This window comes from Bacillus sp. EKM202B, assembly GCF_011066025.1.
GTDB lineage: Bacteria > Bacillota > Bacilli > Bacillales > Bacillaceae_G > Bacillus_A > Bacillus_A toyonensis.
In genome coordinates, this window is the sequence record NZ_JAAMNK010000012.1 from 15,837 (window position 1) to 30,067 (window position 14,231).

The 14,231-nt window shown below is 36.7% G+C and carries 15 protein-coding genes and 4 tRNA genes; 18 read left to right on the plus strand and 1 reads right to left on the minus strand.

Annotated features, from left to right (window positions below):
* Positions 1-35 precede the first annotated feature (35 nt).
* The 3 genes from noc to spo0J all read left to right on the plus strand — a co-directional run bounded on the left by noc (position 36) and on the right by spo0J (position 2,702).
* On the plus strand, positions 36-908 hold the full coding sequence (noc, locus tag G9F74_RS15770) for a nucleoid occlusion protein (protein WP_000799019.1): 873 nt from the start codon (positions 36-38) through the stop codon (positions 906-908).
* 188 nt (positions 909-1,096) lie between these two features.
* Positions 1,097-1,858 (plus strand): sporulation initiation inhibitor protein Soj, encoded by a 762-nt coding sequence (soj, locus tag G9F74_RS15775; protein WP_000516116.1) that lies wholly within the window; start codon positions 1,097-1,099, stop codon positions 1,856-1,858.
* Positions 1,851-2,702 (plus strand): stage 0 sporulation protein Spo0J, encoded by an 852-nt coding sequence (spo0J, locus tag G9F74_RS15780; RefSeq protein WP_080119617.1) that lies wholly within the window; start codon positions 1,851-1,853, stop codon positions 2,700-2,702. Before soj ends, spo0J begins: the two co-directional genes overlap by 8 nt.
* A 20-nt stretch (positions 2,703-2,722) precedes the next feature.
* On the opposite strand, the gene yyaC is transcribed toward spo0J, so the two are convergent.
* On the minus strand, positions 2,723-3,319 hold the full coding sequence (yyaC, locus tag G9F74_RS15785) for a spore protease YyaC (protein ID WP_001020736.1): 597 nt from the start codon (positions 3,317-3,319) through the stop codon (positions 2,723-2,725).
* 259 nt (positions 3,320-3,578) lie between these two features.
* Here yyaC and G9F74_RS15790 point away from each other — a divergent pair, with 259 nt between their 5' ends.
* The 15 genes from G9F74_RS15790 to G9F74_RS15860 all read left to right on the plus strand — a co-directional run bounded on the left by G9F74_RS15790 (position 3,579) and on the right by G9F74_RS15860 (position 14,107).
* Positions 3,579-4,460: a mechanosensitive ion channel family protein gene (locus G9F74_RS15790; protein WP_000365117.1), complete on the plus strand. Its 882-nt coding sequence runs from the start codon at positions 3,579-3,581 to the stop codon at positions 4,458-4,460.
* A 20-nt stretch (positions 4,461-4,480) separates the two neighbouring features.
* A complete protein-coding gene (locus tag G9F74_RS15795; protein WP_000435485.1) occupies positions 4,481-4,678 on the plus strand; it encodes a DUF951 domain-containing protein in 198 nt (65 codons plus the stop codon).
* Positions 4,679-4,792: 114 nt separating this feature from the next.
* Complete coding sequence (gene ychF, locus G9F74_RS15800; RefSeq protein ID WP_000524664.1) at positions 4,793-5,893, plus strand: redox-regulated ATPase YchF; 1,101 nt, start codon at positions 4,793-4,795, stop codon at positions 5,891-5,893.
* Positions 5,894-6,084: 191 nt separating this feature from the next.
* A complete protein-coding gene (gene rpsF, locus G9F74_RS15805; protein WP_001233781.1) occupies positions 6,085-6,375 on the plus strand; it encodes a 30S ribosomal protein S6 in 291 nt (96 codons plus the stop codon).
* A 26-nt stretch (positions 6,376-6,401) separates the two neighbouring features.
* A complete protein-coding gene (gene ssb, locus G9F74_RS15810; RefSeq protein ID WP_000981965.1) occupies positions 6,402-6,923 on the plus strand; it encodes a single-stranded DNA-binding protein in 522 nt (173 codons plus the stop codon).
* Positions 6,924-6,967: 44 nt separating this feature from the next.
* The gene (gene rpsR, locus G9F74_RS15815; RefSeq protein WP_000918874.1) at positions 6,968-7,201 is read left to right on the plus strand and encodes a 30S ribosomal protein S18; all 234 of its coding nucleotides are present in this window, start codon (positions 6,968-6,970) and stop codon (positions 7,199-7,201) included.
* An 80-nt stretch (positions 7,202-7,281) separates the two neighbouring features.
* On the plus strand, positions 7,282-8,217 hold the full coding sequence (locus G9F74_RS15820; RefSeq protein WP_016107340.1) for a YybS family protein: 936 nt from the start codon (positions 7,282-7,284) through the stop codon (positions 8,215-8,217).
* Positions 8,218-8,295: 78 nt separating this feature from the next.
* Entirely contained in the window at positions 8,296-10,269 is a 1,974-nt protein-coding gene (locus G9F74_RS15825; RefSeq protein WP_001113905.1) for a DHH family phosphoesterase, read from the plus strand.
* Complete coding sequence (gene rplI, locus G9F74_RS15830; RefSeq protein WP_000864222.1) at positions 10,266-10,712, plus strand: 50S ribosomal protein L9; 447 nt, start codon at positions 10,266-10,268, stop codon at positions 10,710-10,712. The genes G9F74_RS15825 and rplI overlap by 4 nt, the downstream gene beginning before the upstream one ends.
* 27 nt (positions 10,713-10,739) lie before the next feature.
* Positions 10,740-12,089 carry a replicative DNA helicase gene (gene dnaB / locus G9F74_RS15835; protein ID WP_001286243.1) on the plus strand — a complete coding sequence of 450 codons (1,350 nt, stop codon included), beginning with the start codon at positions 10,740-10,742 and terminating at the stop codon, positions 12,087-12,089.
* A 216-nt stretch (positions 12,090-12,305) separates the two neighbouring features.
* The gene (locus G9F74_RS15840) at positions 12,306-13,595 is read left to right on the plus strand and encodes an adenylosuccinate synthase (RefSeq protein WP_000100232.1); all 1,290 of its coding nucleotides are present in this window, start codon (positions 12,306-12,308) and stop codon (positions 13,593-13,595) included.
* A gap of 140 nt (positions 13,596-13,735) precedes the next feature.
* A tRNA-Lys gene (locus G9F74_RS15845) sits at positions 13,736-13,811 on the plus strand.
* 13 nt (positions 13,812-13,824) lie between these two features.
* A tRNA-Glu gene (locus tag G9F74_RS15850) sits at positions 13,825-13,896 on the plus strand.
* A 21-nt stretch (positions 13,897-13,917) separates the two neighbouring features.
* Positions 13,918-13,993, plus strand: a tRNA-Asp gene (locus tag G9F74_RS15855).
* A 41-nt stretch (positions 13,994-14,034) separates the two neighbouring features.
* Positions 14,035-14,107: transfer RNA gene (locus tag G9F74_RS15860), tRNA-Phe, on the plus strand.
* Positions 14,108-14,231: the final 124 nt, after the last annotated feature.

The window sequence follows — 14,231 nt, forward strand, 5'->3', positions numbered from 1 at the left end:
AATAGTCAATAGGCCTAAAAGGTGGTGGAATATGTATGAAAAATACGTTTTCTCGTTTATTTGGCTTTGGAGATAAAGAGAGCGAATTCGAATTACAAGACGAAAGCCATGAAGAAATAGATAAAAAGGTATATGAAGAAATACAAGAAATTCCGATCGTAAATATTACTCCTAATCGTTATCAACCACGAACGGTTTTTGACGATGCACGTATCGACGAGTTGGCATTAACGATTCGTACACACGGGCTCATTCAGCCGATTGTTGTGAGGCAGTATGAGGATGATAAGTACGAGATTATTGCTGGAGAAAGACGTTTTCGCGCAGCAACGAAGTTAGGCTGGGAAAAGGTCCCTGCGATCATAAAGAACTTAAATGATACAGAGACGGCTTCTGTAGCGTTAATTGAAAATTTGCAACGTGAGGAATTAACAGCAATCGAGGAAGCTGTGGCATATCAAAAGCTGATTGAGTTACATAATTTAACGCAAGAAGCATTGGCACAACGACTTGGAAAAGGACAATCTACAATCGCAAATAAGTTGCGATTGTTAAAGTTGCCTGAAGAAATAAAAAGTGCATTGTTAGAAAAAAGTATTACAGAACGTCATGCTCGTGCTCTCATTCCTTTAAAAAATGAGGAATTACAACTGAAAGTTTTACAAGAAATTGTGGAAAAACAACTCAATGTAAAACAAACAGAGGAACGAATCGCGAAATTACTAGAAGAAGTAAAACCGAAGCGCAAGGCGAAGCAAAAAGCAGTAAGCCGAGACGCGAGAATTGCTATGAATACAATTAGGCAATCATTACAAATGGTGGCTGACAGTGGTTTAAATGTTAATTCTGAGGAAGAAGAATTTGATGAGTACTATCAAATTACGATTAAAGTTCCGAAGAAAAAATAATAATGATGTGTTAGAGACCTTATCCTACTGGAGAGGTCTCTTTTGCTATATTTTCTTGTTAATGAAGAAGGAGTTTAGAAATAAATTTTGAAGTTTAATAAGGACGGAAAAGAAAAACTTTTATTTCATGTTACAATAAACGTAATTGTTACTAGAATAAGATAGAAAGGTTGAAAGTAGGTGACATCATGGGAAAAATCATTGCTATTGCTAATCAAAAAGGCGGTGTTGGAAAAACAACAACATCTGTTAATTTAGGGGCTGGATTGGCGCAAGTAGGTAAGAAAGTCCTTCTCGTAGATATTGATGCTCAAGGAAATGCAACGACTGGTGTGGGAATTGAAAAGTCAGAATTAGACCAATGTATTTACAATGTTCTTGTGGAAGATGCAGATGTTCAGGGAGTTATACGGAAAACCGCAACTGAAAACTTAGATGTTCTACCCGCTACAATTCAATTGGCTGGTGCTGAAATTGAATTGGTACCGACTATTTCCCGGGAAGTACGTTTGCAAAGGGCATTACAGCCAGTTCGTGATGAATATGATTACATTATTATCGACTGTCCCCCGTCTTTAGGGTTATTAACGATTAATGCATTAACAGCAGCAGATTCTGTTATTATTCCTGTTCAGTGTGAATATTACGCACTCGAAGGATTAAGTCAGCTATTAAATACAGTTCGACTTGTACAAAAACATTTAAATAAAGATCTAGCAATTCAAGGTGTATTGTTAACAATGCTAGATGCCCGTACAAATTTAGGGATTCAAGTTATAGATGAAGTGAAGAAATACTTTAGGGATAAAGTATACCGTTCCATTATTCCACGTAATGTTCGCTTAAGTGAGGCACCAAGTCATGGGAAACCGATTATGCAGTATGACGCTAAATCAAGAGGGGCAGAAGTATATATAGATTTAGCAGAGGAAGTGATTGCAGGTGGCTAAAGGTTTAGGAAGAGGGATTAATGTGTTTTTTCCTGATTTAGATGTGAAAAAAGAAGAAACGATTCAGGAGATTATCGTAACTGAATTAAGGCCGAATCCATACCAACCGCGTAAGCACTTTAATAAAGCTGCGATTGAGGAATTAGCGGCTTCTATTAAAGAACACGGCATATTACAACCGTTAATTGCTAGAAAGAGTATTAAAGGATATGAAATTGTTGCAGGTGAAAGAAGATATCGTGCTGCCAAAGAGGCTGGACTTGAAAAGGTACCTGCCGTTGTAAGGCAATTAAACGAGCAGCAAATGATGGAATTTGCTTTGTTAGAAAACTTACAACGAGAAGATTTAAATCCGATGGAAGAGGCAATGGCATACCAGATGTTAATGAATGAGCTAAATGTAACGCAAGAACAATTAGCGAAACGTCTTGGTAAAAGTAGACCTTACATTGCAAACTATACTCGGTTATTAAGCCTCCCTTCTTTCGTACAAGATATGATTGCAAATGGTCAACTTTCAATGGCTCATGGGAGAACTTTACTTACAATCAAAGATGAAGAACAATTGAAGTCCTTATTGAAACGCATTGAAAAAGAAGGATTAAATGTTCGTCAATTAGAGAAAATCGTCCAAGAGATTAATCAACACGTTTCACGTGAAACAAAACAAGTGAAAAAAGAGCGAAATATATTTTTCGTAGAACGTGAAACGTTCTTAAGAGAAAAGTTTGGCACAGATGTGAAAATTAAAGAGACGAAAAAAGAAAAAGGTAAAATCGAAATTGAATTTTTTAATAAAGAAGATTTAAATCGTATTTTAGAATTATTATCACATAAAAATTAAAAAGCAAACCATCTTATTATTTATAGATGGTTTGCTTTTTTTAATGCAGATAATTTTTGATCCGTCTCTTTTATACTTTGTGCGATTACATCGGCCATTTTCATCACTAAACTTAATCTCGTATTTTGAAGAACAAAAAACTCCATAAAACCATTTAAATTGACGATGCCGTGTATATGCAAATCACCAACTGCAGGTAATTTCTTATTCATCGCAGCACCAGGTTTACTAGGTCCTTTTCCAGTAGTAATTGAACCGATATTTTGAGACTTTCCTAAACATGCATCAACGGCAATTATAAAGGAAGTAGGATTTTCTTTCTGTATATTTTGAATTTTCTCTTCTAGATTCAGTGCATGCACTGGTTCATCTAGTGTGCCGAACACTTGGAAGTTTTTGATTTCTACTTGTTCTAGCTTAGTGCCAACTAATGGGCCGAGTGCATCACCGGTGGAACGATCTGTTCCGATACAAACGAGAATAAGTGGTATATTAGTTTGAATAGGAATATGGGAAAGCAAGAAGTTACTGATTGTCTCGGAGGCTTCTAAGTCTTGGTGCATAACATTTTGAGTTTCTTTTTCGAAAAAAGGTAAGCGAAAACTTCCAATATTCATGAAGCACCCATCCTTTTAATAAATTTTCAAAATATGTTATATGGCGAATAAAATGGAAAACTATAAGTGCGTACTTTTTGCAAAATGTAAATGAAAACGGAAATAATAGTACTAGTATATATATATTCGTTCCATTTTATACCTGGATAGAAGTTAACAAATGCAATTAAAGTTATAAATTTTTTCAGCAATCAGAGAGACTTCTGATACAATAAGAAGAATAACTAAAAAGAAATTTTGGCTGGAGAGGTAGAGATACATGGATTTATTAACGAAGTGGTTTAATTCTACGAAACAGTATTTATTGGATGCTGATCGTTGGGCTCATATTGGAGTTGCGACATTAAAAATATGTATTATTTTAACAATTGGTGCAGTTGTTGTGCGAGTTGCAAGAGCGGTTGTACGAAATGCGTTTCGCATGGGGAGCCGTTCTCCAATCCAAATTTCAGAACGTCGTACAGTTACGGTAGCGAAATTACTTGAAAATATTGTAGCATACGTTGTTATGTTCATTATGCTAATTGCGATTTTAGGTGTGTTTAATATTAATGCATCAGGTTTATTAGCGGGTGCCGGGGTAATTGGTTTAGCAGTCGGATTTGGTGCTCAAAGTTTAGTGAAAGACGTTATTACAGGTTTATTTATTTTGCTAGAAGATCAGTTTTCAGTTGGCGATTATGTTAAAATCGGTCAATTTGAAGGAGTCGTTTTAGAAATTGGACTTCGTACAACGAAAGTAAAGAGTTGGACAGGTGAAATTCATACTTTACCAAACGGAAGTATTGTTCAAGTTACTAACTACTCAGTTAGTAATAGTGTAGCATTTGTTGATGTATCTATTTCATATGAGGCTGACATTGCGAAAGCAGAGCAAGTTATTGAGGATTTATTAATAGAGTTACCTGCACAATACGAAAAAATGGTAACGACGCCTCAATTATTAGGTGTGCAAACATTAGCTGCATCAGAAGTTATATTACGCGTTATTGCTGAAGTAGAACCGATGCAACATGCAGTTATTGCAAGAGCACTTCGTAAAGAGATTAAAAATCGTCTAGATTTACATGGAATTGAAATTCCATATCCACGTATGGTTTTATATAATCGTGAAGAACTGGTTAGTGGAAAAGCACTTTAGTATCGAGAGGGGTTTGGAGAGTGGAGCAAAAGGAATATAACTTGTACGACGTTGTGGAAATGAAGAAAGCCCACCCATGTGGTGAGAATCGTTGGAAAATTATTCGTATGGGAATGGATATCCGCATTAAGTGCGAGGGATGTGACCATTCAGTAATGATTCCTCGAAGAGAGTTTGATCGTAAGGTGAAAAAAATACTTGTGAAGCACGAAGAATAGAGAAAAAGTAACAGTTGCAGTAGGTGGCTGTTGCTTTTTTCGTTTGGAGGAAACTTGTCATTTTTTTCGTTACTATCTATAATGATGAAAGATTGAGACATAGGAGTGAAAAATATGGGATTAACGGCTGGGATTGTTGGATTACCTAACGTAGGGAAGTCCACTTTATTTAATGCAATTACACAAGCAGGAGCAGAATCTGCGAACTATCCATTCTGTACAATTGATCCAAACGTAGGAATTGTAGAAGTACCAGATGAGCGTTTAAATAAATTAACGGAATTAGTAGAACCGAAAAAGACTGTTCCGACTGTATTTGAGTTTACTGATATTGCAGGTATCGTAAAAGGTGCAAGTAAGGGCGAAGGGTTAGGAAATAAATTCTTATCTCACATTCGCCAAGTAGATGCAATTTGCCAAGTTGTTCGTTGTTTTGAAGACGAAAATATTACGCACGTTTCAGGAAAAGTAGATCCAATTGATGATATTGAAACAATCAACTTAGAGCTAATCTTAGCAGACTTAGAGTCTGTTGATAAACGTATCGAGCGTGTTGCGAAATTAGCAAGACAAAAAGATAAAGAAGCAGTATATGAGCATGAAATTTTAGTGCGTTTAAAAGAAGCTTTCGAAGAGGGGAAACCAGCTCGTACTGTTGAATTTACAGAAGAGCAAATGAAGATTGTTAAAGGCCTTCATTTACTTACAACGAAAGAAATGCTATACGTAGCAAACGTAAGTGAAGATGATATTATGGATCCTTCTGAAAATAAATACGTACAAATGGTAAAAGAATTTGCAGCAAATGAAAATTCACAAGTAATTGTTGTATGTGCAAAAATTGAATCAGAAATCGCTGAGTTAGATGAGGAAGAGAAAAAAGTATTCCTGGAAGAACTAGGCATTGAAGAATCTGGTTTAGATCAGTTAATCCGTGCTGCATATGACTTATTAGGACTTGCTACTTACTTCACAGCTGGTGTGCAAGAAGTGCGTGCATGGACGTTTAAACAAGGTATGAAAGCACCACAATGTGCGGGCGTAATTCATACAGACTTTGAGCGTGGATTTATTCGCGCAGAAACAGTTTCTTATGATGATTTAATGACAAACGGTTCTATGACAGCTGCAAAAGAAGCTGGAAAAGTACGTTTAGAAGGAAAAGAGTATATCGTAAAAGACGGAGATGTTATGCACTTCCGTTTTAACGTTTAATTTAATATTTCCTAGGAAAAATAAAGATATGAACTTGGCAAATATATTATGTGTTTGCCAAGTTTTTTACGTATTGGTGAGTTGATTCATATAACTTACTATGATATAATCTAAACTCGTGAGTAATTACTATAAATTAATTGCTCCTTGCCCATTATGGGCCGTTTAGACCAAAAGGAGGTGAAAGTGTAATGAGAAAGTACGAAATTATGTACATCATTCGTCCTGGCGTTGAAGAAGAAGCTCAAAAAGCTTTAGTTGAACGTTTTGCAGGTGTTTTAACAAACAATGGTGCAGAAATCATTAACACGAAAGAGTGGGGTAAGCGTCGTTTAGCTTACGAAATCAACGACTTACGTGAAGGTTTCTACATGATCTTAAACGTGAACTCTAACGCAGAAGCGATTAACGAATTCGACCGTTTAGCTAAGATCAACGAAGATATCCTTCGTCATATCGTTGTTAAAGAAGAAGAAAAATAATTGATATATAAGGGAGAGTGGTTCGATTGATGAATCGTGTTATCCTCGTTGGTCGTTTAACTAAGGACCCTGACTTACGTTACACGCCCAATGGTGTTGCAGTAGCTACTTTTACGTTAGCTGTGAATCGCGCATTTGCGAATCAACAAGGTGAGCGTGAAGCTGACTTTATTAATTGTGTAATATGGCGTAAACAAGCAGAAAACGTGGCAAATTATTTGAAAAAAGGTAGCTTAGCAGGCGTAGACGGACGTCTTCAAACTCGTAATTACGATGGACAAGATGGTAAACGTGTATATGTAACAGAAGTTCTTGCGGAGAGCGTACAATTTTTAGAGCCGCGTAATGGCGGTGGGGAGCAACGTGGTTCATTCAATCAGCAACCATCAGGAGCTGGTTTCGGTAACCAAAGCTCTAACCCATTTGGTCAATCTAGTAATTCAGGCAACTCAGGTAACACTGGAAACTCTGGATTTACGAAGAATGACGATCCATTTTCGAATGTTGGTCAACCGATTGACATTTCGGACGACGATTTACCATTTTAATGGTATGAATCGGCTATTTTTAACAAAGAATGGAGGGAATAGACATGGCAGGACGCAAAGGTGGACGTGCGAAACGTCGTAAGGTGTGTTTCTTCACATCTAACGGCATCACTCGCATTGACTATAAAGATGTTGATTTATTAAAACGTTTCGTTTCTGAACGTGGTAAAATTTTACCTCGTCGTGTAACAGGAACAAGCGCAAAATACCAACGCAAACTTACAGTTGCAATTAAACGTGCTCGTCAAATGGCACTTTTACCATATGTTGGTGAATAATAGCGTATGAAATGCACAGTAGAGTCGGACTCTACTGTGCATTTTGCTATGCTTTTCTTTTTTGAAAGAGAGGTTAAATCATGAAACAAACAAAATTTATTACTGAAGGCGCAGCGTTATTAGCTATATACGCGATATTATTGCTTGTGTCTTTATACGTTCCGGTTTTAGGTACAGTTGTAACTTTCGCATTACCATTACCGTTTATATTGTTTACGATAAAATATAGGTTATCCAATGCTTTTATAATTTTTACAGCTGCGCTTTTTATTACCGTTATTGTGAGCCAGCCCTTGAATGTAGTGAAGACAATAATGTTTGGATTGATAGGGATTGTTTTAGGATCCATGTATAAAAAAAGAAAAAAGCCAATAGAGATCTTGATGGCAGGAACCCTTGCATATTTAATTGGTTTTGTGCTCATTTATGTTGCAAGTATAAAGTTTTTTAACATAGATTTAATGAAGCAAATACAAAATATGTTTAATGAAAGTATGGCGCAAAGTGAAAAGATGGTAAGCGCTGCAGGTATGCCAATTAGTAAAGAACAAAAAGAGTTATTTGGACAATTCAATGAGATATTACAAACACTATTCCCGAGTTTACTTGTAATGGTTTCTGTTTGTTTTTCTTGGATTACAGTGCTCCTATCGGGTAGTGTCTTGAGGAAGTTAAAGTATGACGTTATATCTTGGCCTAAATTTAAAGATATACAATTGCCAAAGAGCATTGTCTGGTATTACGTTATATTTATTTTGTTAGCAACTTTTATAAAGGTAGAACCAGCATCATATTTATATATGGTATTTTCCAACCTATATGTCATATTTGCACTATTGCTCGTACTGCAAGGTCTGACATTTATCACCTTTTTAGCGCATAGAAAAGGATTTACTAAAGGTGTTCCTATTATTAGTTTTATTGTATGCATGTTTATTCCGATGATGTTTCCTCTTGTAACAATCTTAGGTATAATTGACTTAGGGATTTCATTGCGTTCTAAAATAGGGGGATAAAATAATATTCCTTATACTATTTTAATCTGTAAAACTAACTGGAAGGTGAGTTAGTTTTACTTTATAGGAGTTGTATACATGCCTGAATTTTATAAGAAACAGTGGTTTTTATATCCTGTTTATGTATTGGCATTTTTTGTATTTGTGCTAATTTCACTCCTCTGTTACTTTCATTTAATTATGGGAATATCAGCCTTTTTTATCTTTTGTATTGTACTTTTTGTCGTTATACGATTCGAACTTACTTTCCAAAGAAATTTTGAAAAACATACGACAGATATGATTACAAGGGTAAAGAAAGTGAGTAATGAAGCATTTAACCAAATGCCAATTGGTATTTTGTTATACAATAAGGATTATGGGATTGATTGGGCAAATCCTTATTTATCATCATGTTTGGGACAGCATGCATTAGCCGGTTGGCACCTTTACGATGTATCAGAAACATTACTCCTTTTTATTAAGGGGGAAACTTCTGACGATATAGTTTCTTTAAATAATCGAAAGTTCCGTGTTTTTGTAAGGAAAGAAGAAAAGCTAATTTATTTCTTTGATGTAACGGAACAAACAGAAATTGAAAAGATGTATGAAGATCAACGCACTGTTTTAGCTGTTATTTATTTAGATAACTATGATGAAGTTACACAAGGATTAGATGATCAATTACGTACGAATATAACAAGTCTTGTGACGTCACGTCTAAATGAATGGGCTGTTAAGTATGGCGCTTATTTAAAACGTGCATCTTCAGAGAGGTTCTTCGTTGTACTAAATGAAAGTATTTTAGCACAAATGGAGAAAGGCAAGTTTAACATTTTAGATCAAGTGCGTGAAGAAACATCTAAAAGGAATATACCACTTACGTTAAGTGTGGGTGTCGGATCAGGTGATATGCCTTTATCAGAGCTTGGAGCAATGGCTCAATCTGGTTTAGACCTTGCGCTTGGACGTGGTGGGGATCAAGTAGCTATTAAACAAGCGACAGGTAAAGTTAAATTTTACGGCGGTAAAACAAATCCAGTTGAAAAGCGTACTCGTGTACGTGCTAGAGTTATTTCGCATGCATTGAAGGATTTAGTATTAGAAAGTAGTAATGTCATTATAATGGGACATAGGGCCCCTGATATGGATGCAATTGGTGCTGCGATTGGTATTTTAAAGGTAGCTCAATTAAATGAGCGCAAAGGATATATTGTGTTAGATGAAAATGATTCCGATAAGGGAATTAAACGTCTGATGGATAAAGTGAAACAAAATGAAGAACTATGGTCTCATTTTATTACCCCAGATCAAGCGATGGAATTTGCAAATGATGAGTCCTTACTTGTTGTTGTGGATACACATAAGCCTTCTATGGTGATGGAGGAAAAACTGGTTCGTAAAATTGAAAATGTAGTGGTGATTGACCATCATCGTCGTGGAGAAGATTTTATTGAAGATCCATTACTTGTTTACATGGAACCATATGCTTCTTCGACGGCAGAACTTGTTACAGAATTACTTGAGTATCAACCGAAAAATTTAAAGATGACAATGTTAGAAGCGACGGCATTGTTAGCTGGTATTATTGTTGATACGAAAAGTTTTACGTTCCGGACGGGTGCTCGTACGTTTGATGCAGCTTCTTATTTACGCTCGCATGGTGCAGATACTGTCCTTGTACAAGAATTGTTAAAAGAAGATATGAATCAGTATTTACGAGTTGCAAAAGCTATTAAAAATGCGTACATTTATAAAAATGGAATTGCTATTGCAAAAGTTGATAGTGATGACTATTACGATCAAGTGCTTATTGCACAATCAGCGGACACGCTATTAACGATGACGGGTATTATTGCATCATTTGTTATAGCGAAACGTGGGGAGAATTTCATTGGAATTAGCGGCAGGTCTTTAGGTGAAGTGAATGTGCAGCTAATTATGGAGAATCTAGGAGGTGGCGGGCATTTGACGAATGCAGCCACACAAATGAAAAATGTTACAGTAGATGAAGCTGAGGAGAAGCTTCGATTTGTTATTGATGACTATTTACAGGGAGGCACACAATCATGAAAGTAATTTTTCTAAAAGACGTAAAAGGTAAAGGTAAAAAAGGAGAAATAAAAAACGTACCAGATGGTTATGCAAATAACTTTTTACTAAAACAAGGATTAGCTGCTGAAGCGACAAACAGCAGTATGAAAACTTTAGAAGCTCAAAAGCGTAAAGAAGAAAAAGATGCAGCAGCAGAGCTTGAGAATGCAAAAGAGCTGAAAGAAACTTTAGAGAAATTAACTGTGGAACTGAAGGCGAAATCTGGAGAAGGTGGCCGTTTATTTGGTTCTATCACAAGCAAACAAATCGTAGACGCAATGCAAAAATCACATAAAATCAAACTTGATAAACGTAAATTTGAAATGGATGATGCAATTCGTGCATTAGGTTATACAAATGTGACTGTAAAATTGCATCCGCAAGTAACAGCAAAAGTAAAAGTTCATGTTAGTGAACAATAAAAATAAATTAAACAAGGAGGATTGCGTATGAGTGATGTAATGGCTGATCGTACCCCTCCGCATAATATAGAAGCTGAGCAGGCAGTCTTAGGTGCCATATTGATTGATCAAGATGCGTTAACGTCAGCATCAGAACTATTGGTACCTGACTCATTTTATCGAACGAAACATCAAAAGATCTTTGAAGTGATGCTTGGCTTGTCTGATAAGGGAGAGCCAATTGACTTAGTAATGATGACGTCAGCGATGGCTGATCAAGGATTACTAGAAGAAGTTGGTGGGGTTTCTTACTTAGCAGAGTTAGCAGAGATTGTTCCAACTGCTGCTAACGTAGAGTATTATGCACGAATCATCGCTGAAAAGGCGCTTTTACGTCGTTTAATTCGAACGGCGACTCATATCGTGTCTGATGGATATGAGAGAGAAGATGATGTGGACGGCCTTTTAAATGAGGCTGAGAAAAAAATATTAGAAGTATCTCATCAAACGAACGCTAAAGCATTCCAGAATATTAAAGACGTTCTTGTGGATGCTTACGATAAAATCGAACTTTTGCATAATCAAAAAGGTGAAGTTACAGGAATACCAACTGGATTTACTGAATTAGATAAGATGACCGCAGGTTTCCAACGAAATGATTTAATCATAGTAGCGGCGCGTCCGTCAGTAGGGAAAACTGCATTTTCATTAAATATCGCACAAAACGTAGCGACGAAAACGGATGAAAATGTAGCGATCTTTAGTTTGGAGATGGGCTCTGATCAGCTTGTTATGCGTATGCTTTGTGCAGAAGGTAATATTGATGCGCAAAGACTTCGTACTGGGTCATTAACTTCTGATGATTGGGCGAAGTTAACAATGGCGATGGGAAGCCTTTCAAATGCCGGTATATATATTGATGATACACCAGGGATTAAGGTAAATGAGATTCGAGCAAAATGCCGTAGATTAAAGCAGGAACAAGGTCTTGGGATGGTTTTAATTGACTATTTACAGCTTATTCAGGGAAGTGGGAAGTCGGGCGAGAACCGTCAGCAGGAAGTATCTGAGATTTCGCGTACATTAAAAGGGATTGCGCGTGAATTACAAGTGCCTGTTATTGCCCTTTCACAGTTATCCCGTGGTGTTGAATCTCGTCAAGATAAACGCCCTATGATGTCTGATATTCGTGAATCGGGGAGTATTGAGCAGGATGCTGATATTGTAGCATTCTTGTATCGTGAAGATTACTATGACCGTGAAACGGAAAATAAAAATACGATTGAAATTATCATCGCAAAACAACGTAATGGTCCGGTAGGTTCAGTAGAGCTTGCGTTTGTTAAAGAATTTAATAAGTTCGTTAACTTAGAACGACGCTTTGAGGATGGGGCATAAAGGCAGTATAAAAAAGAAACGCATTTCTTATAATAAGATGTGTTTCTTTTTTTATAGAGTAAAGATAAGGCTTTCATAAGGTGAAAATATAATTCTTACGAACGAAAATGATTTTTAATAAAAAAATGTTCGCTTTTTTGGTTGACTTCTTTTTCGGTTTTGGTACAATTATATTGTTTGAATAGATCGTTTGAAAATTGCGGAGGTGCTTTAATAATGTCTTCAGTAGTAGTTGTAGGAACACAATGGGGCGACGAAGGAAAAGGTAAAATCACTGATTTTCTTTCTGAGCATGCGGAAGTAGTTGCAAGATATCAAGGTGGAAATAACGCGGGACATACAATTGTTTTCGGCGGAGTTAAATATAAGTTACACTTAATTCCATCTGGTATTTTCTATAAAGAGAAAATTTGTGTAATCGGAAATGGCTTAGTAGTAGATCCAAAAGCATTACTTGAAGAGTTAAAATACTTACACGACCGTGGTGTAAGTACTGATAATTTACGTGTAAGTAACCGTGCACACGTTATTTTACCTTATCATTTAAAACAAGATGAGTTAGAAGAGGCTAGTAAAGGTGATAACAAAATCGGTACAACGAAAAAAGGTATCGGTCCTGCATATATGGATAAAGCTGCTCGTATTGGTATCCGTATGGCTGATCTTTTAGACCGTGAAGCATTTAAAGAGAAGCTTGAGCGCAATTTAGTAGAGAAAAATCGTTTATTTGAAAAAATGTACGATACAGAAGGTTTCAGCGTAGAAGAAATCTTTGAAGAGTACTTCGAATATGGACAACAAATCGCACAATATGTATGCGACACATCTGTTGTATTAAATGATGCACTAGATAACAATCACCGTGTATTATTTGAAGGTGCACAAGGTGTTATGCTTGATATTGACCACGGTACGTACCCATTTGTTACATCTTCTAACCCGATTGCTGGTGGTGTAACAGTTGGAACTGGAGTTGGTCCGGCGAAAGTTACTCGCGTTGTAGGTGTATGTAAAGCATATACAAGCCGTGTTGGTGATGGTCCATTCCCTACTGAACTTAATGATGAAATTGGTCATCAAATTCGTGAAGTTGGTCGTGAATACGGAACAACAACTGGTCGCCCACGCCGTGTAGGTTGGTTCGATAGCGTTGTTGTAAGACATGCGCGTCGTGTTAGTGGTTTAACGGATTTATCATTAAACTCTATTGATGTATTAACAGGTATTCCAACTCTTAAAATCTGTGTTGCTTACAAATATAACGGAGAAGTTATAGATGAAGTTCCAGCAAACTTAAACATTTTAGCGAAATGTGAGCCTGTATATGAAGAGCTTCCAGGTTGGGAAGAAGATATTACTGGTGTGAAATCATTAGATGAGCTTCCTGAAAATGCAAGAAAATACGTAGAGCGTGTTTCTGAATTAACAGGAATCCAATTATCTATGTTCTCAGTTGGACCAGATCGTAACCAAACGAATATCGTTCGTAACGTATACGAAGTTTAATTGATATTTTTAAGAAAAACTCATGTCCGCATGAGTTTTTTCTTATCTTTTATAAAAAAAACAAAAAAAGTATTGCAAAAGTGAAAGATGATATGTTATGATACATCTTGTCGTCACGAAAATATGACGTTGGTGAGTATGAGCCATTAGCTCAGTTGGTAGAGCATCTGACTTTTAATCAGAGGGTCGAAGGTTCGAATCCTTCATGGCTCACCATTTTATTTTTCGTGGCCCGTTGGTCAAGTGGTTAAGACACCGCCCTTTCACGGCGGTAACACGGGTTCGAATCCCGTACGGGTCATGTTTTTTTATGTTTATTTTTGGTCCCGTGGTGTAGTGGTTAACATGCCTGCCTGTCACGCAGGAGATCGCCGGTTCGACCCCGGTCGGGACCGCCACTTTTGTTTATACCACCATTAGTGGTTTTATATATAGTTTTGGCTCGGTAGCTCAGTCGGTAGAGCAGAGGACTGAAAATCCTCGTGTCGGCGGTTCGATTCCGTCCCGAGCCACTCTCAGGATATTAAGTGGGCCCACTTAATATCCTTTTTATTTTGTGTAGTTTTACAAATGTGGGTAGTTATTTTACAATAGGATGAGGAGCCTCTAGCAGTTGAAGCTAGAGGTTTTTCTGTA

What these genes read in the sequence shown, in the direction of transcription:
- rpsF (WP_001233781.1), top strand. Translation starts at nt 6,085, where the DNA reads ATGAGAAAGTACGAAATTATGTACATCATTCGTCCTGGCGTTGAAGAA.
- G9F74_RS15790 (WP_000365117.1), top strand. Translation starts at nt 3,579, where the DNA reads ATGGATTTATTAACGAAGTGGTTTAATTCTACGAAACAGTATTTATTG.
- rpsR (WP_000918874.1), top strand. Translation starts at nt 6,968, where the DNA reads ATGGCAGGACGCAAAGGTGGACGTGCGAAACGTCGTAAGGTGTGTTTC.
- dnaB (WP_001286243.1), top strand. Translation starts at nt 10,740, where the DNA reads ATGAGTGATGTAATGGCTGATCGTACCCCTCCGCATAATATAGAAGCT.
- noc (WP_000799019.1), top strand. Translation starts at nt 36, where the DNA reads ATGAAAAATACGTTTTCTCGTTTATTTGGCTTTGGAGATAAAGAGAGC.
- G9F74_RS15840 (WP_000100232.1), top strand. Translation starts at nt 12,306, where the DNA reads ATGTCTTCAGTAGTAGTTGTAGGAACACAATGGGGCGACGAAGGAAAA.
- soj (WP_000516116.1), top strand. Translation starts at nt 1,097, where the DNA reads ATGGGAAAAATCATTGCTATTGCTAATCAAAAAGGCGGTGTTGGAAAA.
- G9F74_RS15825 (WP_001113905.1), top strand. Translation starts at nt 8,296, where the DNA reads ATGCCTGAATTTTATAAGAAACAGTGGTTTTTATATCCTGTTTATGTA.
- G9F74_RS15820 (WP_016107340.1), top strand. Translation starts at nt 7,282, where the DNA reads ATGAAACAAACAAAATTTATTACTGAAGGCGCAGCGTTATTAGCTATA.
- ychF (WP_000524664.1), top strand. Translation starts at nt 4,793, where the DNA reads ATGGGATTAACGGCTGGGATTGTTGGATTACCTAACGTAGGGAAGTCC.
- rplI (WP_000864222.1), top strand. Translation starts at nt 10,266, where the DNA reads ATGAAAGTAATTTTTCTAAAAGACGTAAAAGGTAAAGGTAAAAAAGGA.
- yyaC (WP_001020736.1), bottom strand. Translation starts at nt 3,319, where the DNA reads ATGAATATTGGAAGTTTTCGCTTACCTTTTTTCGAAAAAGAAACTCAA.